Below are 23,837 nucleotides of genomic sequence, written 5' to 3'. Positions count from 1 at the left end.
TCCTGCTGAAACGCTGGAAATACGGCTTTAGTGCCATTTCTTGCGTGGGAGAATATCACCGTGTCATTATTCTTAAAATGATTATTTCCAAATATGTTTATCGACTAAGGTGATATAGAAAGCCAGATATTGCTGGACTGATTACAATTTCCCGCCTAGATTTAAAGAGGCGTGTGCGACAAAACAGATAATAACGACATAGCGAGGAAAGAGTATGAAGAAGACCGCGAGAACCGACAGTCAGGCCGACGCCGTTGCCGCCGTTTTACTGGTAATGCTGGTCGTTGCCTTCGCCGTAGTCTGGGTATCCGGGCAGTAATCGCTACTGGCCGGCAAGCACCAGCTTGACGACCACCACGAGGGTAACAACGAAGCCGACCGTAAACAGGATGCCGGCGATGATGTACGGCCAGGGACTGTGGCTTGAGAAATCCTCCTCACGGCGCTTGTCGGACTGAACGCCGAGTGCGCCGGCAAGGATGCTCTGCATCACCTTGAGAACCCCCGGTCCTGCCTTCGCTTTCTTTGCCGATTTGGCAGGCTCGGCAGGCTTGTCGGGTGATTGCTCGTTTTCGTGTTTATCCGTCATGCTTGGCTTCCGCTGGTGTGTGAAGGCGGACACCGGCGGTGATTATTCCGCCGGGTCGTACGCAAGGCTGGGCGCCAGCCATCGCTCTGCTTCGGCCTTGGATATTCCCTTTCGTGTTGCGTAGTCTTCAACCTGATCCACGCCAATCTTACCCACCGCAAAATACTTTGATTCGGGATGGGAGAAATACCATCCGGAAACCGCCGCAGTCGGGAACATGGCAAAGTGCTCGGTCAGTTCCAGTCCAGCGTTTGCCGGTGCGTCGAGCAGGTCGAACAGGGTGGCCTTCTCCGTGTGGTCCGGGCAGGCGGGATAGCCGGGCGCTGGCCGGATGCCCCGGTACCGTTCACGGATCAGGTCGTCATTTCTGAGTGCCTCGTCTTCGGCATAACCCCAGAATTCCTTCCGTACCCGTTCGTGCAGGTGCTCGGCAAAGGCTTCCGCAAGACGGTCCGCCAGGGCCTTGACCATGATGGCGTTGTAATCGTCGTTGCGATCCTTGAATTCCAGTGAAAACTCTTCCGCGCCGATGCCAGTGGTTACAGCAAAGCCGCCCACGTAATCCACGGGGCCGTCACCTTCCGGCGCTACAAAATCCGACAACGTCATCATTGGCTTGCCCGGTGCCTTGTCATCCTGCTGGCGCAGATGGTGCAGGGTGGTGAGTTCCTTTTCCCGGGTTTCGTCGGTGTAGAGCACAATATCGTCGCCGCGACGGTTGGCAGGCCAGAAGCCGATCGCCGCCTTGGCGGAAACGCGTTTCTCGTCGATCATCTGCTGAAGGATTTTTTGACCGTCCTCAAACAGCGTTCTGGCGGCTTCACCGCGCTTTGGATCATCGAAAATGGCGGGGTACTTGCCGGACATATCCCAGGAAATAAAGAAGGGCGTCCAGTCGATGTAGTCCACCAGTTGCTTCAGATCATAGGTTTCAAAGGACCGTACACCGGTGAAGGCTGGCTTCGGCGGCTGGTAGTCGTCGAACTGGATTTCCGGGGCGCGGGCTCGGGCCTCCTTCAATGAGACCAGCTTGGTACGTTCCCCGCGGTTTTTACGGCGTTCCCGAATTTCGTCGTACTCCGTGCGTGCACCGTCCACCAATGCGGGTTTGGCGGTCTTGCTCAGTAGCTGGGAGGCCACGTTCACGCAGCGCGAGGCATCGGATACATACAGAGCGATGTCGTTTTTATACTGGGGTTCGATCTTTACCGCAGTGTGAGCCTTGGAAGTGGTGGCACCACCGATCATCAGCGGGATGTTGAAGTCCAGCCGCTGCATTTCCTTGGCAACGTGGACCATTTCATCCAGCGACGGCGTGATCAGGCCACTGAGGCCGATAATGTCGACGTTTTCCTTCTTTGCCACGTCAAGGATCTTGTCGCAGGGCACCATCACGCCGAGGTCGATGACCTCATAGTTGTTGCACTGCAACACCACACCCACGATGTTCTTGCCGATATCGTGTACGTCCCCTTTGACCGTCGCCATCAGGATTTTGCCCTTGGCTTGCTGATTGCCGGATTTCTCGGCCTCGATATAGGGAATCAGATGGGCCACCGCCTGCTTCATAACGCGGGCGCTTTTGACCACCTGGGGCAGGAACATCTTGCCGTCGCCAAACAGGTCGCCAACCACGTTCATGCCGTCCATCAGCGGGCCTTCAATAACCTCGATCGGGCGGGCGGCGCGCTGCCGGCAGGCTTCGGTGTCTTCAATGATGTAGTTGGTTATACCCTTGACCAGGGCATGCTCCACCCGTTTCTCAACCGGCCACTCGCGCCAGGCCAAGTCTTCTTCCTGGGTCTTGCCGCCCTTGCTGCGATAGCGCTCGGCAATTTCCAGCAAGCGGTCGGTGCCGTCGTCACGGCGATTGAGCACCACGTCCTCAACCAACTCTTTCAGTTCCGGATCGATCTCGTCGTAGATCACGAGCTGGCCGGGGTTGACGATGCCCATGTTCATGCCGGCCTTGATGGCGTGGTACAGGAACACCGAGTGGATGGCTTCACGCACGGCATCGTTACCGCGGAACGAGAACGACACGTTGCTGACACCGCCGGAGATGGACGCATGGGGCAGGTTGTCGCGAATCCAGCGGCTGGCGTTGATGAAATCCACCGCGTAATTGTTGTGCTCCTCGATACCAGTGGCGATGGCGAAGATATTGGGGTCGAAAATGATATCGCCGGCGGTGAAGCCGATACCGACGAGGAGATCGTAGGAGCGCTTGCAGATCTCCGTTTTACGTTCAAAGGTATCCGCCTGGCCGTCCTCATCGAAGGCCATGACCACGACGGCGGCGCCGTAGCGCATGCAGTCACGGGCACGCTTGAGGAACTCCTCCTCGCCTTCCTTCAGGCTGATGGAGTTCACCACTGCCTTGCCCTGTATGCAGCGCAGGCCGGCTTCGATGACCTCCCATTTGGAGGAATCAATCATGATCGGAACGCGGGAGATGTCGGGTTCCGAGGCGACCAGATTGAGGAACGTCACCATGACGTCCTTCGAATCCAGCATGCCCTCATCCATGTTGATGTCGATGATCTGGGCACCGTTTTCTACCTGGTCGCGGGCGACGCTGAGGGCCTCTTCGTACTGCTCCTCTTTGATCAGCCGCAGGAATCGCTTGGAGCCCGTCACGTTTGTGCGCTCACCCACGTTGATGAACAGGGTGTTCTCGTCACCCGTAAACGGTTCAAGGCCGGACAGCCTCAGCGCGGGTTTCTGCTCTGGTATCTTTCGTGGCGGGTATTTGGAAACCGCTTCCGCGATGGCTTCGATATGGTCCGGGCGTGAGCCACAGCAACCACCGATGATGTTCAGAAACCCGTCACGGGCAAAGCCTTCAATAATCTCCGCCATTTCTTCCGGCGTCTGGTCATACTCGCCGAATTCGTTCGGCAGCCCGGCATTGGGGTGGGCGCTGACGTAGGTCGTCGATTTATTGGCGAGCTCTTCCACGTAGGGGCGCAGGGCGTCGGCACCGAGGGCGCAGTTCAGACCGACTGAAACAGGCCTGGCGTGAGATACGGAATTCCAGAATGCCTCGGTGGTCTGGCCAGACAGGGTGCGGCCTGAAGCGTCGGTAATAGTGCCGGAAATCATGATTGGCAACTCAATACCACTGTCGATGAAGTACTGCTGGGTGGCGTAGATCGCAGCCTTGGCGTTCAGTGTATCGAAAATGGTTTCGATCAGGATAAGGTCAGAGCCGCCTTGAACAAGGCCTTCCACCGCTTCGTAATAATTGTCGACCAGGGTCTGGAAATCGACGTTGCGATATCCAGGGTTGTTAACATCCGGTGAAATGGATGCAGTGCGGGATGTCGGGCCAACCGCACCGGCCACGAAACGCGGCTTCTCCGGGTTGCGGGCGGTGAATTCGTCCGCGATTTGGCGCGCCAGTTTTGCCGCTTCAATATTCAATTCCTTCGCAATCGATTCGAGACCATAGTCGGCCTGCGACAGCTGGGTGGAGTTGAAGGTGTTGGTTTCAATAATGTCAGCGCCGGCGTCAAGATAGTCCGCGTGTATATTGCGGAGCAGGGCGGGCTGGGTCAGGTTCAAAAGGTCATTATTGCCCTGAACCTCACGGTCATAATCGGCAAACCGGTCGCCACGGAACGCTGCCTCGTCCAGTTTCAGGTTCTGGATCATGGTGCCCATGCCGCCATCAAGGACGATGATGCGTTCTTTCAGGGCGTTGCCAAGCTGTTCCAGGCGGTCCAGGCGAGCGTTGTGGTCGGTCATATCAATTACTTCCGGAAGTCGTTTTTGTCTCAATGGCGCGCGATCATAGCAAAAATGGCGGTTGTCGTCCCACGGCCTCATGATGTTGATCAATGGACCGATTAAAGTCTGACTATTTTACTTGGTCTTTCATGTTGCAGCGATCTCACTTAAAATAAAGGAACACTTTCAAACGGGTTGCAACTATGGCATTGGTTACGGTGACAGATCCCGCTCGGGATTACCTTGCACAACTTATCGAAAAACAGGATGTGGAGGGCATGGGTGTCCGTATTTTTGTAACCCAGCCCGGCACCAAGAACGCCGAGACCTGCCTTGCCTACTGCCCGCCGAACGAAATTGTACCGACGGACGAGCAGGTTGATCTGGGCAAGTTCACGCTGTTTCTTGATCACAATTCGGTGCCGTTCCTGGAAGAAGCCTTTGTGGACTACTCCAAGGACCAGATGGGCGGGCAGCTGACCATTAAAGCGCCTAACGCCAAGGTGCCCAACGTTGATGAGAACGCGCCCTTGCCAGATCGTATCCAGTATATCCTGGCGTCGGAAATCAATCCCAACCTCGCGGCTCATGGTGGCGAAGTGTCCCTGGTGGAAGTAGCCGAGGAATCCATTGCCGTTCTGCGATTTGGCGGGGGTTGCCAGGGTTGCAGTGCGGTGAGTCTCACACTGAAGCAGGGTGTTGAATCGACGTTGAAAGAGCGTGTTCCTGAGATAACGGCCGTTCGCGACGTTACCGATCATACCTACACAGAAAATGCTTACTATCAGTAAGATAAGGCATGTTCTAAAAGTATGACATGAAGCCGGCCGATGCCGGCTTTTTTGTTTTTGGTGCGGGTGTTTGTCAGTCGCGGTTTGTCAGTATCAGGTTTGTGAGTGCCATGAGTGCCGCGCTATCGTCGTTGCTGTGGCGGAACGGCCAATGTTGGATAATTCGATTTACCTCATTATCCGTCACATAATCTGAATCGAACGATGGGTAAGATACCCGTCATACAAAATTACGGCGCGTCCTCATCACCGTGCCCGCCAATCACACACTGGGGTTTGTCTTGGTTGATGTAGCACTTTTCTCTGTGCCACTCATGGCAGCTATTGTCGGCTGGTTTACCAATTGGCTGGCGATCCAGATGTCATTCAACCCCATCCAGTTTGTGGGTATTGGCGTTATTGGCTGGCAGGGAGTGATTCCCCGCAAGGCCGAGAAAATGGCCCACATCTGTATTGACCGCACCCTGCAGCAGTTTGGTGATCTGAACGCCGTCTACCAGCAGCTGGAACCACAACGAATTGTTGAACAGGTGATTTCCCAGGTGAATCCCCGCATGGACGAATACATTGACGAAGTGATGTATGACATCCAACCGGTGCTCTGGGACAACCTCCCGCTGTTCATGAAGAATCGCATCTATCGGTGGGGGCGGGAACAGCTCCCGTCGAGGATAGAGTCCCTGGTGGAGGATTTCGGGGATGACCTCAATGATCTCGTTGACCTGAAGGCTTTGCTGAGCCGGGAGCTGAAAACCCATCCGGACCTGATGAACCGGATTTTCATGGAAGCGGGCTCAGTCGAGCTACGGTCGGTTATCAATCGAGGGGCGATCATTGGCGGCCTGCTGGGTGCCTTGTTGGCCCCTGCCTGGGTGCGCTACCCCGAACCATGGCTGTTGCCGGTCGGCGGCTTTGCAGTGGGGTTCCTGACCAACTGGATTGCCATCAACCTGATTTTTCGCCCGCTCAAACCCCGGCGCTTCCTGTTTTGGCGTTTGCAGGGTCTGTTCCTGCAGCGTCAGCCGGAGATCAGCGACGTATGGGCAAGGTTGGTGGCGGAGGAACTGATCACCGTTGAGAAAGTGGCTGACGCCATGATCAACGGTAACCGTGGGGATCGCACGCGGGCGATCATCCAGAAGCATCTGAGGCCACTGCTGGACAACTCGATGGTCATGAAGCTCGGCGCCCAGGTTACTGTTGGTATGACCGGGTACACGGAACTTAAAAAAGCCATGAACCATAAGGCGGTGCTGGCCACCCGTGATGTCTTCGGGGACCCGGCATTCAACCGAGAGAGGGCACCGGTGGTGGCCGGGGTGCTGGCCGGGCAGATGAAGTCGCTGGCGCCGGCTGAGTTTCAGGATATCCTGCGGCCGGCATTTCGAGAGGAAGAGATTCAGCTCATGCTGGTTGGGGGAATATTGGGTTCCCTGGCGGGTGCGCTTCAGTTTTTGATCATGAGCAACGTATTGAACTAGGCGCCTGGGACACGGTTCCCTGCGTAATGAGCTGACCAGGAGGGCAGTATGGAATTTGGATGGGCAGTCGCGATACAGGCCCTGGTAACAGGATGCGTCGTACTTTCAGTGCTGGCAGGCTTCTGGTTCGGCATTGTGCGACCACATCTTGATCGCAAGGTGGCGGAGCTTATCGACGCGTCGCGGGAGATAGAGCCCAGAGTCAGGCAGGGTGTACGGGAAGGCGTGGAAGAAACTCTTCGGGAGCTGCCGGAGAGTACGGTGAAAGAATCTACCCGCCAGTTCCTCCGGTTCGGTTCGGGGCTGTTCGAAAACGGCCTCAGTAGCTTTCTGGGAGAGGTATCTGACCCCGGTCGAAAGCCCCGAAACGATTCATAGACAATTCGTCGGCCTTGGCAGACCTGCTATGCGGCAGGCTGTTTTGGCCGGTGTACCGGGAAAGAGCTGCATCAGGTAAATGCTGTTGCCTTTCTCTTCGTTAAACGCCTCCCTGACCGCTTTTACAAACAGCCTGTTTGAAGGTGGTGATATTTCATGTTGTTTGTAAAATTCTCTCAGGAATTCGATGATTTCCCAGTGATTATCGGTTAACTCAATATTGTCGTCCGCCGCAATGTCACGGGCCACGTCAGGTGACCACGTCCAGGCGTCTTCCAGGAACCCTTCGTTGTTTCTCGTTGGAATCGTCATTACCAGCTGATCACTCTGGTTGCCTCGGTGGTCAGGGCCACCATTGTGTCAAAATCAATCGATTGTACGTCAAGTCCATCGACGGCGATGGCCCTGGCCTGCAGGTCAGGGGCCAACGCATAAACGGTACCCTTCAGCGTTGCTTCACGGTCCGCCAGGGCAAGCACACCTGATTCCGTCAGCAACAGGCCATCCTGGTCTGTGATGCTCGACAGGCACGCTACAAACGCCGGGTGATCCGGCCGTTTGTTGACGATGTGCAGGGTATGGATGGTTGCCATCAATGCGCTCTCCGGGTGTTTGGGTTGCCTGCTCAGCTCAGGTTGACCACGTGGGCGTAGTGTTCGAGCAGTTCGGCACACAGATCTGTCGTGGTAATGCCCGGCATCATATTCTCTTCGTTGAGGCCATACCGCTTACAGGCCTTGTGATCAGCCATCAGGGCGGAAACGCCAAAAATGGGCGCGGCTGACAGGTTCTTCTCCACCGATTTCTGCTGCACGGCGTCCGCCTGTTGGGCCTTGCGAAGCCAGTTAACGCCCTCTCCGGTGAACAGCAACGTCACCGGCTGGTCGAACGCGGCCAGGGAAAAGGCCATATCCAGCGACTCACGGCCCGTCCAGTCGCAATACGGCGCGTGGCTAATGATCACCAACGTCTCCATACCTGGCTCAACCCCCACTGTGAAAATAGATAACGCGATCAGAATGCGCCACGCTGTCAACCCACTCGCCCAAACCGGCAATGGTGAATGGTGCGGCAAGATTGCTGGCGGGCAGTTCGTAGCGCTGCTGTTCGCTCTGGTCCACAATGCCCCGCCGAAGCGCCGACGCAATACAGGCAAAGCCGGCTATGTTGTGGCTTTCCAGGAAATCATGCCACGCCCGCGACCAGTGCACCTCGTCCGAGGGTGGGCTGGTCAGTGCCGACGCCAGATGAACGCCATCACCGTAGAGGAATACCCGGTCAATTCGATGGCCGCTTGCCAGTACTGCCCTGGCGAAGGCGAGCGCTGTTTGTGGCGCCTGGGAGGAGTAGGGCGCTCCGGTAATGACCAGGGTAAAGGAGCAGGGTGTGTGCGGACTCATATGTGCCTGTTTGCCTGTTGGAGTTCAGAGTACAGTTTACCTCATGAATGAAAAAACCCCGACCGAGGTCGGGGTTCTCTGGCAGTTGCCTGTCATCTGGATGATGCCAAGGCGATCAGTCGTCGCCGCTGAACGCCATCATCAGGTGAAGCAGGCTGACGAACAGGTTGTAGATGGCCACATACAGGCCAACAGTAGCGATGATGTAGTTGCGCTCTCCGCCGTTGATGATCCGGCTGGTTTCAAACAGGATCATGATGGAAGCGAAGATGGTGAAACCAGCAGACACCGCCAGGTGCAGGATGGAGCTCTGCATGAAGAACGCCAGCAGCATCGCGCCGATCAGCACGAAGGCGCCCGCTGTCAGGAAGCTGGACAGGAAGCTGAAGTCCTTCTTGGTGATAATGGCCGTTGCCGACAGACCCACAAACGCGGTCGCTGTCAGAGCCAGGGCATTCGCGACGATCTGGGAAGCGCCCGCTGCCACCATCTGGCCGATGATCGGGCCGAGGGTGAAGCCCATGAAGCCGGTAAGGGCGAACGTGGTTACGATACCCCAGGGGCTGTTCTTCAGCTTGTAGGTCGCGAACAGAAGGCCGATGTAGCCTACGATCGTGATCAGGAAGCCGGGATGCGTGCCGTTCATGTTCAGGAACGCAGTCAGTGCGGAGAATGCCAGAGTCATTCCCAGCAGCATGTAGGTATTGCGCAGCACGTTCATGGCATCTGCGCTGATACCCGTCGCCCGACCTTTTTCTGTGGTCGAATAGGCTCCCTGGTTTTGCTGGACGCCAAATCGTCTGTCTTCCATTGTCTTCTCCGTCTGTGTGTCACAACCGTTTGAATCTAACACTCATCATAATGCCAGATACACAACTTTCAATCATTTACGACAGAAAACGGCCTCGCGGATTCCATTAAATAGAGTTAATGTTGAATCGAAAGGAAGACGATGTGGCCAGGGCGTTGACAGGAAACGGAATTCCGGTATCATGCTCCCCGCTGTCGCAATGACGGCTGTGGAGAAAACGGTGGGCTGGCAGAGCGGCTGAATGCAGCGGTCTTGAAAACCGCCGAAGGTTAGTAGCCTTCCCGGGGTTCGAATCCCTGGCCCACCGCCACTTTCTCTTCCTTCCCTGATATTTCCCGTATCCTTTCAAACTGTTTCGTTAGTGCTTCTAATTCGTGGCCAATGCTTTGCGAATCGCCCGAATGCCACTCAGCGCTGCCTCATTGTCACCGTGTACGCACAGGCTGTCGGCCGGCAGTGTCAGCCAGTTACCGGATGAACTGTAGACTCCACCGTTTTTAGCGAACGATACCGCCTGATTGACAATCTTGTCTGCAGACTGATGTACCGCCCCTGGAAGGCGGCGGGATACCAACTGGCCCTCATCGTCGTAGGCGCGGTCGGCAAAGGCTTCCAGCAGGATGGGGAGACCAACATAGTCCGCCAGTTTGCGGTGTTGTTCGTGTTTGACCGTCACCGGGAGCATCAGCGGCAGATCCTGCTGATAGCTTCTAACCGCGGTCATAACGGCTTCCAGGGTGCTCATGTCCCGCATCATGTCGTTGTTCAGGGCACCGTGGGGTTTTACGTAAGACAGTGTCAGGCCCTCGGCCCGACATAGTCCCTGTAGCGCGCCAAGCTGGTAGAGGATCAGAGCGTGAATTTCCTCGGGGCTGTGGCTGATGGAGCGGCGGCCAAAACCGGCGAGGTCGTGATAGGAGGGATGGGCACCGATCTCTACTCCGTGCTTCGCTGCCAGAGCCACGGTTTTCTGCATGACCGAAGGGTCCCCGGCGTGAAAGCCGCAGGCAACGTTGGCCATATCGATAAGGGGCATCACCTGATCGTCCTCGCCCATACGCCAGGCACCGTAGCTTTCCCCCAAGTCACAATTCAGTTTCATCTCACAGCTCCCGGCCCGGGTACTGGGCCTGTCTCTGTTCCTCCGCGAGCCTGACCCTCTCTGCCAGTTCTTCGGGTTCATTGCGCGGCACCTGCCAGCCCTGCAGGTTCTCCTCAATCAGCTGCGTCAGGGCGTCGATATGTCCCGGTGTGGCATTGAGGGCGGAAATATAGCTGAAACCCTCGCCGCCGGCTTCCATGAAGTATTCACGGTTTTCCTCGTCAATCTCTTCGATGGTTTCGAGGCAATCCGCCGAAAAGCCGGGGCAGAACACATCTATAGATGTTACGCCTTTTTGGGGCAGTGCTTTAAGGGTTTCGTCAGTATAGGGCTGCAACCACTCTTCCCGGCCAAAACGTGACTGGAAGGTGGTCAGGTATTCATCCTTTCCAAGGCCAAGCCGTTCTGCCAGCAGGCGGGAAGTCTTGTGGCACTCACAGTGGTACGGGTCCCCGCGCTCAAGGTACTTCAGGGGAACTCCGTGATAGGAGAGGATCAGTTTCTGGTTGCGCCCATGCTTGTCCCAGTGCGCCTGGATATGGCTGGCCATAGCCTCAATGTAAGGTGGGTAGTCCGGGTAGTGGGACACAAACCTCAGATCGGGCAGCCAGCGCCGACGGGTAAAATTATGGGCAATGGCATCGAATGTCGAGGCCGAGGTCGAGGCGGAATACTGCGGGTACAGGGGCAGTACCAGCAACCGGCGAACCCCCTGCGCCTGCATTTCATCAAGCACCTTCGGGATTCCCGGGTTGCCATATCGCATGGCAAATCCCACCAGGAGGTTATTGCCGTGTTTCGCCTGCAGTTGTTTGCGAATCGCTTCGGCTTGCCTGGCGGTGTGAATCAACAACGGCGATCCTTCCGGTTGCCACACGCCAGCATAGGCTTTGGCTGACCGGCTGGGACGCAGTCGCAGGATAATGCCATGGAGTATCAGCCACCAGATCGGGCGCGGCACTTCAACCACCCTGGGATCCCAGAGGAATTCCCCCAGATAACGGCGCAGGGCAGAGGTGGTTGGGGCATCCGGTGTTCCCAGATTGGTGATCAGTACTCCGGTTTTTTCGGGATGGTCATGGCGAAAATCGGCGGTACCCTTGTACGGCATGGTTCTGGATCCTGGAGAATGATGGGTGTCCGTTCAGAAAGTGGCTCAGGAGCGTTTCCCTGCCTGCTGGGCCATCCGCGGCGCCAGCCCGCCAACATCGTAACCAGCTTTACGGGCCTTGTTGACAATGTCGTGGGCCGGCTCGGTGCGTGCCGAACTCAGTGCCCAGAGCACGGTGCAGCGGGTTCCGGAGCGGCAGAAAGCAAGTACGGGCTTGTCTGCCTGACGGATCATTGCATCAAAGCGGTCAACGTCGTTGTCAAAGATATTCCCGGACTCGACCGGCAGATACACCCACTCCATCCCGTTTGCGCGAGCTGCGGCCTCTATGTCGGCCATGCCCGGCTGGCCGGGCTCTTCGGCATCGGGGCGATTGGCAACGAGTGTTTTGAAGCCGAGTTTTGCAGCTTCGCTAACGTCCTCCACAGTGAGCTGGGGCGAGACTGAAATCGTGTCGTCGATACGTCTGATGTCCATAAGCGATCCTTTTGCCGGTCACATAAATGCCTCAGCATAATGCCACAGGACATAGCCGCTGTCAGAGCCCGGGCCATGGGAAGTTTTAATCCAGGAGATAAAAAAAGCCCGGCACTGGTGGCCGGGCAGAGGCGTGCGAGTAGTATCCATGAAAGACTTCCAGACAAACCGGCATCAGCAGGGACACCGGTACAGTGAAGTATTGACCATATTTTGAACACTTCAAGCCAGTGAGCGATTCGTTTGATCACATTTTTTCATATTGAAAGTGTGCTTATACTAAAGCCGCTCGCTGTGGGCCTTTCAGGCGATTTGGTTTCAGCCCTGACGCAGAGATATTGGCCTGTTGACTGAAATTCAGTGCCCGCTGTAATACAATAATGGGCCATTGAGAGTCCAACGCCTCCGAGGTTTTGCATGTCTGACGAAAACGAAAACACGCCGGAAAACGACGAGCAGCTGGCGGGTAAAATAAAAGGGTCTGCACGGCAGATCTGGCTGGCCGGGCTCGGTGCCTACACCAAGGCCGAGGAGGACGCTGGTCGCTTCTTTGAGCGTCTGGTTCAGGAAGGCGAGCAGTTGGAGAGTAAGACCCGCGGCGTGGTTGAAAAGCACGTGCGCACTGTGGAAGACCGTGTGGACGATGTGCGGGAAAAGGCCACTGGCACCTGGGACCGCCTCGAGAACATGTTTGATGAGCGCGTGTCCGGCGCGTTGCGTCGATTGGGTATTCACCGTCGGGACGAAATCGAAGCCATGGAACGCCGGATTCAGGCCCTGGAAGCGGAACTCCAACGCCTCAGGGAGCAGACCGAGGACCGCTCCGAAGAGGAATGATGCTCGCTTCCGGCCATTGATGTCAGAGGTAATCCCGGCTCATCAGGTAAATCTGTTCTTTTTCATCCGGGCCCAGGTAGGGCAATAGCAAGTGCATCATCTGGTAAACACCGCGGCCCGGGTCCATGGAGTCGCGGTCATCCAGATGCGACAGACTGTCGAAGCTGCTCCAATAGCAGGCGGTGAGCGTCAACTGGTCGCAGAGTGCATCCAGCTCCCCATCGGTAATCTCCATGACGCCCTGGCGGCGAAAGCTCTCGCAGATGACCCTGAAACCATGGGTTTTCTTTTTCAGAATGCGCCGGAAGCGGGTTTGAAGCTGCTCGTATCGGGACAGGACGTTCACCAGGTCCTGATACAGGAATCGGTAGCGGGCGACGGTTTCGAACAACAGATGCAGGAAAAAACTCTGCTGGTCCAGGCTGATGGTCGCGTCTTCCGGAACCGCCAGCAGGTCGTGCATTTCGTGTTCATAGCTGGCAAACAGTTCCCCGACAATATCGCCCTTGCTCTTGAAGTGGTAATAGAGGTTGCCGGGGCTGATCTCCAGTTCGTCCGAAATCAACAGGGTGGTTACGTTGGGCTCGCCGATGCTGTTGAACAGCATCAGGCTGGCCTCAAGTATACGGTCGCGGGTTTTCATTTTTTTCATGTCGCGGCCCGGCGAGGTGGGTTCAAAGCGAGAAACGAGCCCACACCGGACAATGGTCCGAAGGCCGCTCCATGGCGCGAATATCGTAGCTGACGCCTGCTTCTTCCGCCTTGGGTAGAAGCGGGTCACTGGCCATGATCAGGTCGATCCTCAGGCCGCGGCGTGGGTCTCTGTCAAAGCCCTTGCTGCGGTAATCAAACCAGCTGAAGGTGTCAGATTCCTCGGGGTGCAGGTGTCGAAACACGTCCGTGAAACCACGGCTTTCGACCTGTCCCAGCCATTCACGCTCTTCCGGAAGAAAGCTGCATTTACCGGTTCTCAGCCAGCGCTTGGCATTGTCGGCACCGATGCCGATGTCTTGATCAGTAGGCGAGATATTCATATCGCCCATTACCACAATCTCACCGTTGGCGGCTTTCAGGTCGTCCAGGTAGCGCATCAGGTCCGCGTAGAATTTTTCCTTGGCGGGAAACTTTATCGGGTGGTCTCGGCTCTCGCCCTGGGGAAAATAACCGTTGATCACCGTAAGTTTGCGGCCATTGACCGTGAAGTGGCCGGTAATCAGCCTGCGTTGGGAGTCCTCTCCGTCCCACGGGTAGCCTTTCTGGACGCTGTCCGGCGCCTGGCGGGAAAGAAGAGCAACGCCGTAATGAGTCTTCTGGCCATGGAAGTGAACGTGGTAGCCGAGTTCGCGAATGGCGTCCTCCGGGAACTCCTCGTCGGTCACCTTGGTTTCCTGCAGGCCGATAAAATCCGGGTTCAGGCTATCAATCACGGCCTCAAGCTGGTGCAGCCGCGTGCGGATACTGTTGACGTTGAATGAGACAAACATCATCGGCGGAAACCTTCTGTTTTGCAGTTTTGGCGATTGTCAGGGTGTGTCAGGAAACCGCAAGTCTACCACAACAGGTCGGTGTGTCCGCCTTGGCTGCAAGGACGGATTCAGCGGGTCAGTTCACAATCCGGAGCGGTGTCCACGGCATAGCGGATATGGGCGGTGTAGTTTGAGTCCTTATCCTTGCGGATATTGGTCAACCCAAGGTAGTCCGTCAGCGCGCCGTTGTCGTTATAGCCCAAGAGGATCGGGTCAACCAGAAAGCTCAGGATTGTGCTCGAGGGCTCTATCAGCACCGTATGTGTGGCGTTGATGCGGTCGTCCTTCGCAGGCTCCAGTACAAAGCCATAGGCTTTGCCCCGTGTGGGCGCCAGAAAGTTGAATTCGATGCGGTCACCGGAAGTGACCTCGGGCCAGTGGTTGCGGACCAGATTGTCGAAGCCCGCATCTGCCACCAGTTTCCGGGTGACCTCCACCGTCGAGTTTTCCGTGTCGCCTTCCGGAGTCTGCCACTCGATTTCCAGCGTCGCGTCATCCCGGTTGCGGATCTCCATGACTTCATTGAAACCCGGCTGTCGGAAGGTCATCGCTGGACGCAACGTCGATTGTTCGTAAGACAGCGTCTTTTCAGCAAATGGCTCACCGTTACTGCGAAGGTAAGTCACCTTGTGGGAGGCGGGTCGGAAAAGGCCATCGGTGCACTTGCCTGTGACCACGTGCTGCTCTTCATAGATCAGGTTGTCGCCGTTCAACGGCATCGCCTGGCCGGTAAAGCGCATCTCGGCGGCCGCGGCCGACAGGGGCAGGGCGCAGGCGAGCAAAAGGGCGCTGGACCTCATCGTATCAGCTCCGGATAGAGGGCCTTGCGGAGATAGAGAAGGCTCGGGAATACAACCAGCCAGCCCAATGCCAGCGCAGCCAAAGAAAGTGTGAGATTCGGAAGTTGCACGGCGCCCAGCGCGCTGGCGGACCAGTAGGCAAAAGGCCCGGCGATGGGGGCACACACAAAGGGCAGCCAGGGTTTGCTGCCAATCCATGACAGGGAATGGCTCAGGGTGGTCATGAATATGGCCCAGATGCCGACCAGCCAGACCGGTGTGATCTGTACGCTGCCAGTGCCATCATCAAGGATGCCGGTCTGGAACCAGATGCCGTCCAGTACACCGCCCAGAACCGTGCCGGCGCCGATAAACTGCAGTTCGATGGAGCGGTGCTGGCTGACAAACAGCATGTGGAAAACCAATAGCAGGACCACGAATCCGGCAGCCATCAGGCCCGGATAGAGCACGCATACGAACCAGCCAGCCTGGAACAGGGCGAAGTTCACGACATTGCGCAGGGTATCATTGTGGATCATACGCTCAGGATGCTCTCACGCTTGTTACCTGGCTTGGCGAACAGGATCTGGGAAACTCCAATGGCTCGTTCACTGAAGCCGGCCTCGCAATAGGCGAAGTAGAAATGCCACAGGCGGCGGAAGGCCTTGTCGTAGCCAAGGCTGTCGAGCGTATCCCGGTTCGCCATGAAGCGATCGCACCAGTCCCGCAGCGTGCGGGCGTAATGGAAGCCGATATCTTCAGCGTGGGTCATTACCAGGTCCGAACCGGTGCGGACGGAGTCCAGCATCGCGCCAAAAGAGGGAATGAAACTGCCCGGAAAAATAAATCGTTGAATGAAATCGACGTTCTTCAGGGCGCGCTTGTAGCGCTGCTCGGGCATATTGATGGCCTGCACCAGGGCCAGGCCGTCCGGTTTCAGCAAGCGGCTGATTTGAGAAAAGTAGCTGTCCAGAAATTGCGGGCCCACGGCCTCAATCATTTCGATGGAAACCAGCTTGTCGAATTGGCCTTCCAGGTCGCGGTAGTCGTCAAACAGCAGGGTGACCTGCGCTTCCAGGCCCTCGTCGCTGACCTTTTTTCTCGCCAGTTCCAGCTGCTCGGCGGAAATCGTCGTGGTCGTCACATGACAGCCATAATGTTTGGCCGCATGCACGGCGAATCCACCCCAGCCGGTGCCGATTTCGATCACCCGGTCGCCCGGTTGCAGGTCCAGTTTTCGGCAGATGGTATCCAGTTTGTGAACCGCCGCTTGCTCCAGCGTCGCCTCTGGGCCTGGATAGATGGCGGAGGAATACATCATCGTGGGGTCAAGGAAGGTCTCGAACAGGTCGTTACCCAGGTCGTAGTGGGCGCTGATGTTCTTGCGGGAACCTTCCTTCGTATTGCGATTCAGCCAGTGCAGGCCCTTCAAGGCCGGTTTGGTGACCCAACTGAATCGGTCCTCGAAGGCGTTCATTCGATCAACGTTTCGGGTAAAGAACCGCAACAGGGCCACCAGGTCCGGCGTTGACCAGTCACCTGCGACATAGGCTTCAGCGGCACCCACGCTGCCGCCCGTTAGCAGATCCTTCCAGGTGCTGTGGTCGTGGATGACCAGCTCCGCCGGCGCGAATCGGCTGTCATTGTCTCCAAAGGTCAGAGTTTCCGCCCCGGCTTCACGAATCGTCAGTGTTCCCGCTTCAAGAAGCGAAAGCTGCTGGCACACAAGGGCTTTCGCCCACCGGCTGGTGAGCGGCGCCTGGCCAGTGCCAGTGGATTCAAGCGAGGTGTTCAGGTTCTCCATGAGCTTACCTTTCCGGTTGTCTTGTTCTGGGCTGTGGGTTCGGTGACATCCTGGCCTGAGTCTTCTGCGCCGCGCCGGTGCTCCGGGTCGTTTTCAGGCAGCTTGTTTGGATGGGTAAAGAACGGCACCCCTTTGAGCTTGAGCTTCAGGGCGTGCCAGTAAATACCGCCCACCACCTTCAGCGCTTCCAGTGGAAACTGCCTAAGGCTCCTGTGTAGTTCTTTACGATCCAGGGGGGTGCGTCGGACCACCAATGTGGCATCAAAATGCTTGCGTTCGTCCTGTTTCACACCCATGTGGATCCGAAGTTCAGGGCCGCGGAAACTGAACGTCCACTGGTAATGCTGATCCATGGGATTGAAGGGCGATACGTGAAAGCGTTTGCTGAAATCGAAGCGCTCAGTGCGCCAGCCGGCACTGGTTGGTTCCGCGCCTGTGGTTTCGAGGCAGTACACATGGCGATCTTTCCAGGGTGTATTGGTGATCTGAGCCATGATGACCCGGGGCACGGCTCCATGATCCGGGCGGTCGCCGGCGTGGTAGCAGAAGTAGAAACTGACCGGATTGAACACATACCCGAAATAACGGGGATGAGTAATGAGTTGCACCGCGCCGTCCGGGCGCCATCCCGTCGCCTGTTGTACCTGATCGCTCACGGCCTGCAGGAGGTTGGCGGTCTCGGGCCGGAAATAGTCACGGCGGTACAGGGACAACCAGTTGAAGCGTTCCAGGGAAAACAGGCGGCTGATATGGGTTATGGATGGCCACTCGCGCAGGTCCAGGGCCAGCATGCCGGTGCTGTAGCTGAATTCGTGGCGTACCGGTGTCTTGCGACGATGCCGAATCGTGCCCTCCAGCCATTGGCTGTGAAGCTGATTGGCGACCATGTTTTGCGGTAGGGCAGCGTTCATGGCTACAGCTCCACTCCCAAAGCCTGAGTAACGCGGAGCGCACTGCTCACACCGTCCTCATGAAAGCCATTGAACCAGTAGGCGCCACAGAAGTGGCTGCGGTTGTGGCCGCCGATTTCGTCATAGCGTTTCTGGGCCGCCACGGCCTCCAGGGTGAACACGGGGTGTGCGTAGTCGAAGCGTTTTATGATGCGCTCCGGATCAATGTCCTGGCTGCGGTTGAGGGTGACACAGAAGGTTTCCGGTGCCTCATCGAAATTCTGCAGTACGTTCATGTTATAGGTCACAGACACAGGCTCGGTGCTGTGTTGCGGTATGAAATAGTTCCACGCCGCCCACGCCCTGCGATTTGATGGCAGTACCGAACTGTCGGTGTGCAACACCACATCATTGCGTTGATAGGTAATGGCACCAAGAATATCCAGTTCTTCGGCGGAAGGATCGGCAATCATGCCGAGGGCCTGGTCGCTGTGGCAGGCAAACACCACCTGGTCAAAGTGGTGGTGCTCGTTATTGACGGTGACCACCACATGGTCCGGCTCACGGACGACGGAACTGACCGGGCTGTTCAAATGTATGCGTTCGCCCAGGCGTTCCATCATCGCATCGACATAGCGCGCGGAGCCGCCGGAAATGACCCGCCAGGTCGGACGATCGTCTACCGACAACATGCCGTGATTATTGAAAAACTGGAGAAAGAATCGGATCGGGAACTGCTCCAGGACAATCTCCGGCGCCGACCAGATCGCAGCCCCCATGGGGACGATGTAGTATTGGCGGAAGTAGCGCGAGTAGCCGTTGCGGTTCAGGTATTCGCCCAGGGTTTCGGTGTCTGCGATGTTGCCAGCGGCTAGGTCTGCCCGGGATTCCTTATTGAAGCGCAGGATCTCCTGGATCATACGAAGAAACGGTAGATTCAGCAGGTTTCTGCGTTGGGCGAACAGGGTGTTCAGGCTGGTGCCGTTGTACTGTAGCCCGGAGGAATGACAGTCAACACTGAAACTCATGTCGCTGACTTCCGACGCAACACCCAAGCGGTCCATCAGCTTCATGAAATTGGGGTACGTCCAGTCATTGAAGACGATAAAACCGGTGTTGACCGGCCACTCCCGACCACCGGCGGTAACCATCTCTGTGTTGGTGTGGCCTCCGGCATAGTCGCCGGCTTCAAACAGCTCCACATCGTACTTTTCGGATAAGAGCCAGGCTGTGGTAAGGCCGGAGACCCCAGCGCCAATGACTGCAATACGTTGACGTTCGTTACTCATCCACTGGTTTCCTGTTCATTCCTGCTTTTGCGGCTCATGCTGGCGGCCATGCGATCAATCAACCCCTGGGGCAGGGCGCCCAGGGCCTTCAGTGTCCAGGTGAATCGCTTCGGAAAAGCGATTTCGTTACGGCCTTTACGCAGTCCTTTGACGATACGGCCCGCGGCGTCTTCCGCTGAGACCAGGAACGGCATCGGAAAATCGTTTCTGTCGGTCAGCGGCGTTTTCACAAACCCCGGCGAAACCACCACCACGTCGATGCCTTCGGGCGCCAGATCCGCTCGTAGCGCGTGGGCAAAGTAGGTGAGCGCGGCTTTGGAGGACCCGTACCCCTCGGCACGGCCGAAGGGAAACCACCACGCCGATGAGCTGACAATCACCAGCGTCGCCGGATGGCCCTTCGCGACAGTGCGCCGCAGAGCCGGCAAGGCAATATCCAGACAGCGTGCGGTGCCCACCACGTTGGTGTTGATGTTGTTTTCAATCACAGCGCTGTCGTAGTCGGCGATTTCCAGGTATTCACAGGTGCCGGCGTTGAGGATGGCCATGTTGAGGTCGCCGTGGGTTTCCAGGGTGGAGGAAATACCCTGTAGGTCGTCCCGGCTCGTGGTGTCCGCCCGTGCTGCTACAACTCGCTCTGGCGCCAATGCGCTCAAGCCGTCCAATGCCTCCTGTCGTCGGCCGGTGATCACCAAACGGTGCCCCTGGTCTACCAGCGCGTGGGTAACGGCTTCGCCGATCCCTGAGCTGGCCCCGGTAATCCAGATGTTGGATGCTGTTCCAAGCCGTTTACTCATCCCGCCTGATTCCTTATCCAACGGATCACGCCACCCAGTAACGGAAGGTTTTCGTAGAGCAACTGGCCGATGTCGAAATAATCCCGATGGGAGAGAACGCGCCCCTCACGAATAACCAACTGACTAATGCCTTCCACCGCAACCGGGTTGCCCTTCCGAATACGCTTGTGCCTGAGCTGCATCACCCAGGGAATGCACACATCCTCGCCGTTGACCACGGGCTCGCCGAAGTCGAAACCGCAGGAAATCACGTTGGCATACGCGCTGGAGAAGTACTCCGTCAGTTCATCGATGCCATGCACGCTTGTAAACGGATCGGTAAACGTCACGTTTTCGCTGTACACGCTGGACAGCTCCGCCATGTTGCCGGCGCAGAGGTTGTTGAAGAGTTGCGTGAAGCGCCCAAGAGTTTCCTGGACGGATGAATTATGGTTGCCCATTCCGATGACAGAGGCGGTACTCATGAGTGTTTCCTCCTCATGGAATCCAGTTGGCGGGTTTCTTCCTGAATGTGTTCTGGAATAGGGTTCATGTCCCAGATGATGCCAAGACGCGCGAGTAGCCACAGTCCGTACCAGGTCATATCCACCTCGTACCACCGGAATCCCTGGCGCACGGATTGCGGCCAGCGATGGTGGTTATTGTGCCAGCCTTCGCCCATGGTGATGAGCGCTAGCCAGACGTTATTCCTGCTGTCGTCGGAAGTCTCGAAACGGCGTTTTCCCCAGACGTGGGACAGGGAATTGATGGACACCGTGGCATGGAACAGCAACACCGTCGATATAAAGAAGCCCCAGGTCAGCAGCTGCAAACCATTGGTGCCCAGGCCGGGCGCCCACGCCGCCAGAGCTTCACCCAAGGCATAAATACCGACCGCGGCTGCCGCCGGTACCAATGAGTCAAAGCGGTTGAGAAAGCGGAGTTCGGGAAATTTCATCCAGTCCTTCACCCGGCGCTCATCCATGGCAAAGCCCGCGTCACAGGTAAACCAGCCAACGTGGGACCACCAGAACCCGCCTTGGTGTGGTGAGTGCAGGTCCTTCTCGTCGTCCGAATGTTGATGGTGGTGCCGATGATGAGCGGCCCACCACAGCGGCCCACGTTGGGCTGCGCTGGCGCCCAGGACACCGAAGAAAAACTGTGCAACACGGCTGGTCTTGAAGGTTTTGTGGGCAAAGTAGCGATGGTAGAAGCCGGTGATGGCAAACATGCGCACGGCGAAAAAGCCGATTGCAAAGATGACAGCAAAGGTACTGGTGCCCGTGACGATGACCAGCAAACAGGCCAGATGAAGTGCTATAAAGGGAACCACCCTGAGAAAATTGAAAGCCCGCGAGCTTGTGTCGAGGTGATCCGAACCCGCAGCGGAGTCGAACCATCTCAGAATGTTTGTCAGCCAGTGTTGCACTCGGGTCATACCCTGATTGCCCTTTCGTTCGTGGTTTAACCTGTAAAGCCTGGGCGTTGAAGAATCTCAACCAGACGCTTGACGGGTTCTACGTTCCAACAACCGAATTTGGATGCACGTTATACGATGTTTAACCAAACCGATCAGATGCCTGTTATACGCCGGATTGCCATTGTTGGTTCAGGCATGGCCGGCCTGAGTGCAGCACTTCTGCTTCAGGAGCAGAACCATGAAGTGACGATCTTCGAGAAAAGCCGCGGCCCGGGCGGTCGCATGGCCGCAAAGCGTGTTGCGGGTGGCTCCGTGGACATCGGGGCGCAATACTTTACGATCAGGAATCCTGCGTTCTCCGCCTTCCTGAACCGTTATGCCGAAGGCAGTTTCAGGCCGTGGCCCGGGCGGTTTGGTTACCAGACCACCTCCGGGCAATGGGAGCCGTTCCCGCAAGAGACCCGCTACGTCGGCGCTCCCCGGATGACCGCCATCACCCGCGGGCTTTCCACCGCTGCAGACGTCCAGGCGCAAACGCGCATTGATAGCCTGGTTCGCCAGGGTCAACAGTGGTTGCTGAACGATACAGACGGCGAGTCTTATGGTCCCTTTGACGCGGTTATCGTCACGGCACCTCCGGCTCAGACCCGGGATCTGTTCAACAACAGTGCACTCACAGCGCTCTCGGACCAGATGCAGGGCCACGTTAGCCATATCCAGCCGTGCTGGGCAACCGCTGTCTATTTTCGGCAGGCGCTGGAACAGCCCTATGACGGGATGCGGTGCCAGAACCCGATACTCGACTGGATTGCGAATAACTCGAGCAAACCGGGCAGGGACGATTCCGGCCAGTGGTGGGTTCTCCATGCAACGCCTCAATGGTCTCGGGAGCACGAAAATACCTCGGCGGACAAGGTGTCGGCTGCCATGATTGAGGCGTTTAAGAAGGTAACCGGTGTTACTGTCTGCCCTGACGACTGGATTTCGCACCGGTGGCTTTATGCGAAATCCTCGCCCACGGAGCAACCCGGTTTTCGCTGGTATGGCGACCAGCGCATCGGGCTGGCCGGGGACTGGCTGAGCGGCGGCCGCGTGGAGGGCGCGTTCAACAGTGCCAGTGGCCTGGTCGCGCATATGCTGGCGGACTAAACCCAACTTACTTGCCGGTCAGTACGGTTGGCCGAACGTAGAAGTGGGTGATGGTACCGTCGCTGAACTTGCTGAAGAAGGCGCTGATATCGGTAATCTTGCGCAGGGAACGGGCACGGTTGATCGGATCACGCACCAGTACCTTGATGCCGTTGAAATTGTCCTGGATGTTCGAGAACCGTGCCCGCATGGAGCAGGTCACAACCTCGCCCGGGTCCAGGTCCAGCTCCCGGGCCAGCCAACGGCTGTGATCCTCGATGCCGGCGACAGTGAGATCTTCTCGGGTGTCCAGGTGGTTCAGTTTGGCCCGGTCCACAATGCAGCGTGAATAACTGCCAGACTTTTTCCGCGCCACTTTGCGAAAAGCCTCCCAGAAGAAGCTGTCTGTCAGTTCTGCGAAGTAACGCATGTCGCTCAGGCAGGTATCCACCCAATCAAATATTTCCGGGTCTTCAAGCACTTCGTTGATCGCTTCCCGCAACAGCCAGTCGAAACCCAGGGCCGTCTTGTGGGCGTAGACCTTGCGGTACATCTGGTGGCGGCTGTAGACGAAGTCCTCCAAGGCGCCAAGACCCTTCTGGGTAATGGCCAGGCCGAGCCAGGGCTCGCGCACGTCCCAGCCGAAGCGCAGGTTGCTCAGCAGGTGGTCAAGGTTGAAACCACCGATGGTGACTGAGGAGTGAAAGCCGTCCCGAAGCATGTAGTCGGCCCGGTCGGCGTCGATTTCACCGGAGACAATGGACGACATCAGGTCCATCACCAGCCGGGGGGTGTCGGCTTCACTCAGAATACCGGAGTCCGCGTCGTTACCGGCGATGAAATTCCAGAAGGTGCGTGCGTGGCGGCAGAACGCATCGCTGGGCCGCACATCCGTGGTCTCCATGATGCCGATCACGTCTCTTGGATCGAGGCCGGCGGTCTCAAGGTCAATGGACGACAGCACTTCGTGGGCAACCCTCACGGAATAGTGCTCGTGCTCCAGTTCTTCCGGGCGTTCACTGTGATACACGGAATAGTCGACACCGCTCCAAAGGTCATCAAACCGGTCGGGCCGCGACATAAGGTCGTGGATGCGCCGCGCCTGGGTGAACTGGTGGGAGAAGCTGGAATGTCCGCTGTCGTGCAGCAGGCAGCCCAGGCGGATGGTCTTGGCCAGGTAGTCAATGGCATCAAGCTGGCTGAGGCTAAGGTCTGTCTGGTCGCTGAGCTGGCGTTCCCGCAGGTAGGCGTCGATCATCGAGCGGAACATCCGCGTGCCCACGTGCATCACGCCAATACTGTGAAGGAAGCGTGAGTGGGTCGCCCCAGGGAAAACCAGGCTGAGGATGTCGTTCTGGCAAATGTTGCGCAGGCGCTGGAACAGGGGATGGTCGATAACCTTGATTTCATGCCGGTAAAGCGGAATTCCGCCATGGACCGGGTCCATGATCAGCTTGTCATAAGCCCCGAGCAGGTCATTGACGGCACTTCTCATAGATTACAACCTCCCAAAAAC

26 protein-coding genes and 1 tRNA gene are annotated in these 23,837 nt (G+C 57.1%); 6 read left to right on the top strand and 21 right to left on the bottom strand.

Going from position 1 to position 23,837, the window contains the following annotated elements:
- Positions 1 to 322: 322 nt before the first annotated feature.
- Both JJO78_RS08740 and metH read right to left on the bottom strand, forming a co-directional pair.
- Positions 323 to 589 carry a DUF2970 domain-containing protein gene (locus JJO78_RS08740; protein WP_036207475.1) on the bottom strand — a complete coding sequence of 89 codons (267 nt, stop codon included), beginning with the start codon at positions 587 to 589 and terminating at the stop codon, positions 323 to 325.
- A 42-nt stretch (positions 590 to 631) separates the two neighbouring features.
- The gene (gene metH, locus JJO78_RS08735; protein WP_228209704.1) at positions 632 to 4,339 is read right to left on the bottom strand and encodes a methionine synthase; all 3,708 of its coding nucleotides are present in this window, start codon (positions 4,337 to 4,339) and stop codon (positions 632 to 634) included.
- A 185-nt stretch (positions 4,340 to 4,524) separates the two neighbouring features.
- Between metH and nfuA the strand changes: the two genes are divergently transcribed.
- The 3 genes from nfuA to JJO78_RS08720 all read left to right on the top strand — a co-directional run bounded on the left by nfuA (position 4,525) and on the right by JJO78_RS08720 (position 6,971).
- Positions 4,525 to 5,112, top strand: a complete 588-nt coding sequence (gene nfuA, locus JJO78_RS08730) for a Fe-S biogenesis protein NfuA (protein WP_007152088.1) — start codon at positions 4,525 to 4,527, stop codon at positions 5,110 to 5,112.
- Between the two features lie 314 nt (positions 5,113 to 5,426).
- Entirely contained in the window at positions 5,427 to 6,593 is a 1,167-nt protein-coding gene (locus JJO78_RS08725) for a hypothetical protein (RefSeq protein WP_041336538.1), read from the top strand.
- 48 nt (positions 6,594 to 6,641) lie between these two features.
- Positions 6,642 to 6,971, top strand: a complete 330-nt coding sequence (locus JJO78_RS08720) for a hypothetical protein (protein ID WP_075195785.1) — start codon at positions 6,642 to 6,644, stop codon at positions 6,969 to 6,971.
- Here the strand turns inward: JJO78_RS08720 and JJO78_RS08715 are convergent.
- The 5 genes from JJO78_RS08715 to JJO78_RS08695 form a co-directional block, all read right to left on the bottom strand.
- A complete protein-coding gene (locus JJO78_RS08715) occupies positions 6,966 to 7,283 on the bottom strand; it encodes a TusE/DsrC/DsvC family sulfur relay protein (protein WP_036207462.1) in 318 nt (105 codons plus the stop codon). The two genes, JJO78_RS08720 and JJO78_RS08715, sit on opposite strands and share 6 nt — an antisense overlap.
- A complete protein-coding gene (gene tusB / locus JJO78_RS08710) occupies positions 7,283 to 7,564 on the bottom strand; it encodes a sulfurtransferase complex subunit TusB (protein ID WP_091644655.1) in 282 nt (93 codons plus the stop codon). The genes JJO78_RS08715 and tusB overlap by 1 nt, the downstream gene beginning before the upstream one ends.
- A 32-nt stretch (positions 7,565 to 7,596) precedes the next feature.
- Positions 7,597 to 7,947 carry a DsrE family protein gene (locus JJO78_RS08705; RefSeq protein ID WP_091644653.1) on the bottom strand — a complete coding sequence of 117 codons (351 nt, stop codon included), beginning with the start codon at positions 7,945 to 7,947 and terminating at the stop codon, positions 7,597 to 7,599.
- A 7-nt stretch (positions 7,948 to 7,954) separates the two neighbouring features.
- On the bottom strand, positions 7,955 to 8,371 hold the full coding sequence (gene tusD, locus JJO78_RS08700; RefSeq protein ID WP_075195783.1) for a sulfurtransferase complex subunit TusD: 417 nt from the start codon (positions 8,369 to 8,371) through the stop codon (positions 7,955 to 7,957).
- 115 nt (positions 8,372 to 8,486) lie between these two features.
- Positions 8,487 to 9,182 (bottom strand): Bax inhibitor-1/YccA family protein, encoded by a 696-nt coding sequence (locus JJO78_RS08695; protein ID WP_007152095.1) that lies wholly within the window; start codon positions 9,180 to 9,182, stop codon positions 8,487 to 8,489.
- Between the two features lie 219 nt (positions 9,183 to 9,401).
- Here JJO78_RS08695 and JJO78_RS08690 point away from each other — a divergent pair.
- Positions 9,402 to 9,492: transfer RNA gene (locus JJO78_RS08690), tRNA-Ser, on the top strand.
- 57 nt (positions 9,493 to 9,549) lie between these two features.
- Here JJO78_RS08690 and JJO78_RS08685 read toward each other — a convergent pair.
- Genes JJO78_RS08685 through JJO78_RS08675 form a run of 3 tightly spaced genes read right to left on the bottom strand, consistent with a single transcriptional unit; the run spans position 9,550 to position 11,872 of the window.
- Positions 9,550 to 10,284, bottom strand: coding sequence for a 5-oxoprolinase subunit PxpA (locus tag JJO78_RS08685; protein WP_136634200.1), 735 nt, complete (start codon positions 10,282 to 10,284; stop codon positions 9,550 to 9,552).
- Between the two features lies 1 nt (position 10,285).
- Positions 10,286 to 11,395, bottom strand: a complete 1,110-nt coding sequence (gene hemH, locus JJO78_RS08680; RefSeq protein ID WP_036207446.1) for a ferrochelatase — start codon at positions 11,393 to 11,395, stop codon at positions 10,286 to 10,288.
- A gap of 45 nt (positions 11,396 to 11,440) precedes the next feature.
- Complete coding sequence (locus JJO78_RS08675) at positions 11,441 to 11,872, bottom strand: TIGR01244 family sulfur transferase (protein ID WP_036207444.1); 432 nt, start codon at positions 11,870 to 11,872, stop codon at positions 11,441 to 11,443.
- Positions 11,873 to 12,289: 417 nt separating this feature from the next.
- Between JJO78_RS08675 and JJO78_RS08670 the strand changes: the two genes are divergently transcribed.
- Positions 12,290 to 12,709 (top strand): phasin family protein, encoded by a 420-nt coding sequence (locus JJO78_RS08670; protein WP_036207441.1) that lies wholly within the window; start codon positions 12,290 to 12,292, stop codon positions 12,707 to 12,709.
- A 22-nt stretch (positions 12,710 to 12,731) separates the two neighbouring features.
- On the opposite strand, the gene JJO78_RS08665 is transcribed toward JJO78_RS08670, so the two are convergent.
- The 10 genes from JJO78_RS08665 to JJO78_RS08620 form a co-directional block, all read right to left on the bottom strand.
- Positions 12,732 to 13,361 carry a TetR/AcrR family transcriptional regulator gene (locus JJO78_RS08665; RefSeq protein ID WP_036207437.1) on the bottom strand — a complete coding sequence of 210 codons (630 nt, stop codon included), beginning with the start codon at positions 13,359 to 13,361 and terminating at the stop codon, positions 12,732 to 12,734.
- 22 nt (positions 13,362 to 13,383) lie between these two features.
- A complete protein-coding gene (xthA, locus tag JJO78_RS08660; RefSeq protein WP_126812573.1) occupies positions 13,384 to 14,196 on the bottom strand; it encodes an exodeoxyribonuclease III in 813 nt (270 codons plus the stop codon).
- A 107-nt stretch (positions 14,197 to 14,303) separates the two neighbouring features.
- On the bottom strand, positions 14,304 to 15,035 hold the full coding sequence (locus JJO78_RS08655; RefSeq protein WP_273623363.1) for a hypothetical protein: 732 nt from the start codon (positions 15,033 to 15,035) through the stop codon (positions 14,304 to 14,306).
- Positions 15,032 to 15,553: a DUF2878 domain-containing protein gene (locus tag JJO78_RS08650; protein WP_136633407.1), complete on the bottom strand. Its 522-nt coding sequence runs from the start codon at positions 15,551 to 15,553 to the stop codon at positions 15,032 to 15,034. Before JJO78_RS08650 ends, JJO78_RS08655 begins: the two co-directional genes overlap by 4 nt.
- Positions 15,550 to 16,818 carry an SAM-dependent methyltransferase gene (locus JJO78_RS08645; RefSeq protein ID WP_273623361.1) on the bottom strand — a complete coding sequence of 423 codons (1,269 nt, stop codon included), beginning with the start codon at positions 16,816 to 16,818 and terminating at the stop codon, positions 15,550 to 15,552. The genes JJO78_RS08650 and JJO78_RS08645 overlap by 4 nt, the downstream gene beginning before the upstream one ends.
- Positions 16,806 to 17,729 (bottom strand): DUF1365 domain-containing protein, encoded by a 924-nt coding sequence (locus JJO78_RS08640; protein ID WP_273623358.1) that lies wholly within the window; start codon positions 17,727 to 17,729, stop codon positions 16,806 to 16,808. Before JJO78_RS08640 ends, JJO78_RS08645 begins: the two co-directional genes overlap by 13 nt.
- A gap of 2 nt (positions 17,730 to 17,731) precedes the next feature.
- The gene (locus tag JJO78_RS08635) at positions 17,732 to 18,997 is read right to left on the bottom strand and encodes an NAD(P)/FAD-dependent oxidoreductase (RefSeq protein WP_041333367.1); all 1,266 of its coding nucleotides are present in this window, start codon (positions 18,995 to 18,997) and stop codon (positions 17,732 to 17,734) included.
- Entirely contained in the window at positions 18,994 to 19,794 is an 801-nt protein-coding gene (locus JJO78_RS08630; protein WP_136633404.1) for an SDR family NAD(P)-dependent oxidoreductase, read from the bottom strand. Before JJO78_RS08630 ends, JJO78_RS08635 begins: the two co-directional genes overlap by 4 nt.
- Entirely contained in the window at positions 19,791 to 20,258 is a 468-nt protein-coding gene (locus JJO78_RS08625) for a nuclear transport factor 2 family protein (protein ID WP_273623357.1), read from the bottom strand. Before JJO78_RS08625 ends, JJO78_RS08630 begins: the two co-directional genes overlap by 4 nt.
- Complete coding sequence (locus tag JJO78_RS08620; RefSeq protein WP_075195778.1) at positions 20,255 to 21,211, bottom strand: acyl-CoA desaturase; 957 nt, start codon at positions 21,209 to 21,211, stop codon at positions 20,255 to 20,257. The genes JJO78_RS08625 and JJO78_RS08620 overlap by 4 nt, the downstream gene beginning before the upstream one ends.
- A 117-nt stretch (positions 21,212 to 21,328) precedes the next feature.
- Between JJO78_RS08620 and JJO78_RS08615 the strand changes: the two genes are divergently transcribed.
- Positions 21,329 to 22,342, top strand: coding sequence for an NAD(P)/FAD-dependent oxidoreductase (locus tag JJO78_RS08615; protein WP_228209694.1), 1,014 nt, complete (start codon positions 21,329 to 21,331; stop codon positions 22,340 to 22,342).
- A gap of 7 nt (positions 22,343 to 22,349) precedes the next feature.
- On the opposite strand, the gene JJO78_RS08610 is transcribed toward JJO78_RS08615, so the two are convergent.
- Positions 22,350 to 23,816, bottom strand: a complete 1,467-nt coding sequence (locus JJO78_RS08610; protein WP_085680586.1) for an HD domain-containing protein — start codon at positions 23,814 to 23,816, stop codon at positions 22,350 to 22,352.
- Positions 23,817 to 23,837: the final 21 nt, after the last annotated feature.

It is taken from the genome of Marinobacter sp. DS40M6, from assembly GCF_028581595.1.
GTDB classification, from domain to species: Bacteria; Pseudomonadota; Gammaproteobacteria; order Pseudomonadales; family Oleiphilaceae; genus Marinobacter; species Marinobacter salarius.
This window is presented reverse-complemented; position numbering and strand designations above follow the sequence as displayed.

Coding starts and splice junctions, on each gene's coding strand:
- JJO78_RS08740 (WP_036207475.1), bottom strand. CDS start 589: ATGACGGATAAACACGAAAACGAGCAATCACCCGACAAGCCTGCCGAG.
- metH (WP_228209704.1), bottom strand. CDS start 4,339: ATGACCGACCACAACGCTCGCCTGGACCGCCTGGAACAGCTTGGCAAC.
- nfuA (WP_007152088.1), top strand. CDS start 4,525: ATGGCATTGGTTACGGTGACAGATCCCGCTCGGGATTACCTTGCACAA.
- JJO78_RS08725 (WP_041336538.1), top strand. CDS start 5,427: ATGGCAGCTATTGTCGGCTGGTTTACCAATTGGCTGGCGATCCAGATG.
- JJO78_RS08720 (WP_075195785.1), top strand. CDS start 6,642: ATGGAATTTGGATGGGCAGTCGCGATACAGGCCCTGGTAACAGGATGC.
- JJO78_RS08715 (WP_036207462.1), bottom strand. CDS start 7,283: ATGACGATTCCAACGAGAAACAACGAAGGGTTCCTGGAAGACGCCTGG.
- tusB (WP_091644655.1), bottom strand. CDS start 7,564: ATGGCAACCATCCATACCCTGCACATCGTCAACAAACGGCCGGATCAC.
- JJO78_RS08705 (WP_091644653.1), bottom strand. CDS start 7,947: ATGGAGACGTTGGTGATCATTAGCCACGCGCCGTATTGCGACTGGACG.
- tusD (WP_075195783.1), bottom strand. CDS start 8,371: ATGAGTCCGCACACACCCTGCTCCTTTACCCTGGTCATTACCGGAGCG.
- JJO78_RS08695 (WP_007152095.1), bottom strand. CDS start 9,182: ATGGAAGACAGACGATTTGGCGTCCAGCAAAACCAGGGAGCCTATTCG.
- JJO78_RS08685 (WP_136634200.1), bottom strand. CDS start 10,284: ATGAAACTGAATTGTGACTTGGGGGAAAGCTACGGTGCCTGGCGTATG.
- hemH (WP_036207446.1), bottom strand. CDS start 11,395: ATGCCGTACAAGGGTACCGCCGATTTTCGCCATGACCATCCCGAAAAA.
- JJO78_RS08675 (WP_036207444.1), bottom strand. CDS start 11,872: ATGGACATCAGACGTATCGACGACACGATTTCAGTCTCGCCCCAGCTC.
- JJO78_RS08670 (WP_036207441.1), top strand. CDS start 12,290: ATGTCTGACGAAAACGAAAACACGCCGGAAAACGACGAGCAGCTGGCG.
- JJO78_RS08665 (WP_036207437.1), bottom strand. CDS start 13,361: ATGAAAAAAATGAAAACCCGCGACCGTATACTTGAGGCCAGCCTGATG.
- xthA (WP_126812573.1), bottom strand. CDS start 14,196: ATGATGTTTGTCTCATTCAACGTCAACAGTATCCGCACGCGGCTGCAC.
- JJO78_RS08655 (WP_273623363.1), bottom strand. CDS start 15,035: ATGAGGTCCAGCGCCCTTTTGCTCGCCTGCGCCCTGCCCCTGTCGGCC.
- JJO78_RS08650 (WP_136633407.1), bottom strand. CDS start 15,553: ATGATCCACAATGATACCCTGCGCAATGTCGTGAACTTCGCCCTGTTC.
- JJO78_RS08645 (WP_273623361.1), bottom strand. CDS start 16,818: ATGGAGAACCTGAACACCTCGCTTGAATCCACTGGCACTGGCCAGGCG.
- JJO78_RS08640 (WP_273623358.1), bottom strand. CDS start 17,729: ATGAACGCTGCCCTACCGCAAAACATGGTCGCCAATCAGCTTCACAGC.
- JJO78_RS08635 (WP_041333367.1), bottom strand. CDS start 18,997: ATGAGTAACGAACGTCAACGTATTGCAGTCATTGGCGCTGGGGTCTCC.
- JJO78_RS08630 (WP_136633404.1), bottom strand. CDS start 19,794: ATGAGTAAACGGCTTGGAACAGCATCCAACATCTGGATTACCGGGGCC.
- JJO78_RS08625 (WP_273623357.1), bottom strand. CDS start 20,258: ATGAGTACCGCCTCTGTCATCGGAATGGGCAACCATAATTCATCCGTC.
- JJO78_RS08620 (WP_075195778.1), bottom strand. CDS start 21,211: ATGACCCGAGTGCAACACTGGCTGACAAACATTCTGAGATGGTTCGAC.
- JJO78_RS08615 (WP_228209694.1), top strand. CDS start 21,329: ATGTTTAACCAAACCGATCAGATGCCTGTTATACGCCGGATTGCCATT.
- JJO78_RS08610 (WP_085680586.1), bottom strand. CDS start 23,816: ATGAGAAGTGCCGTCAATGACCTGCTCGGGGCTTATGACAAGCTGATC.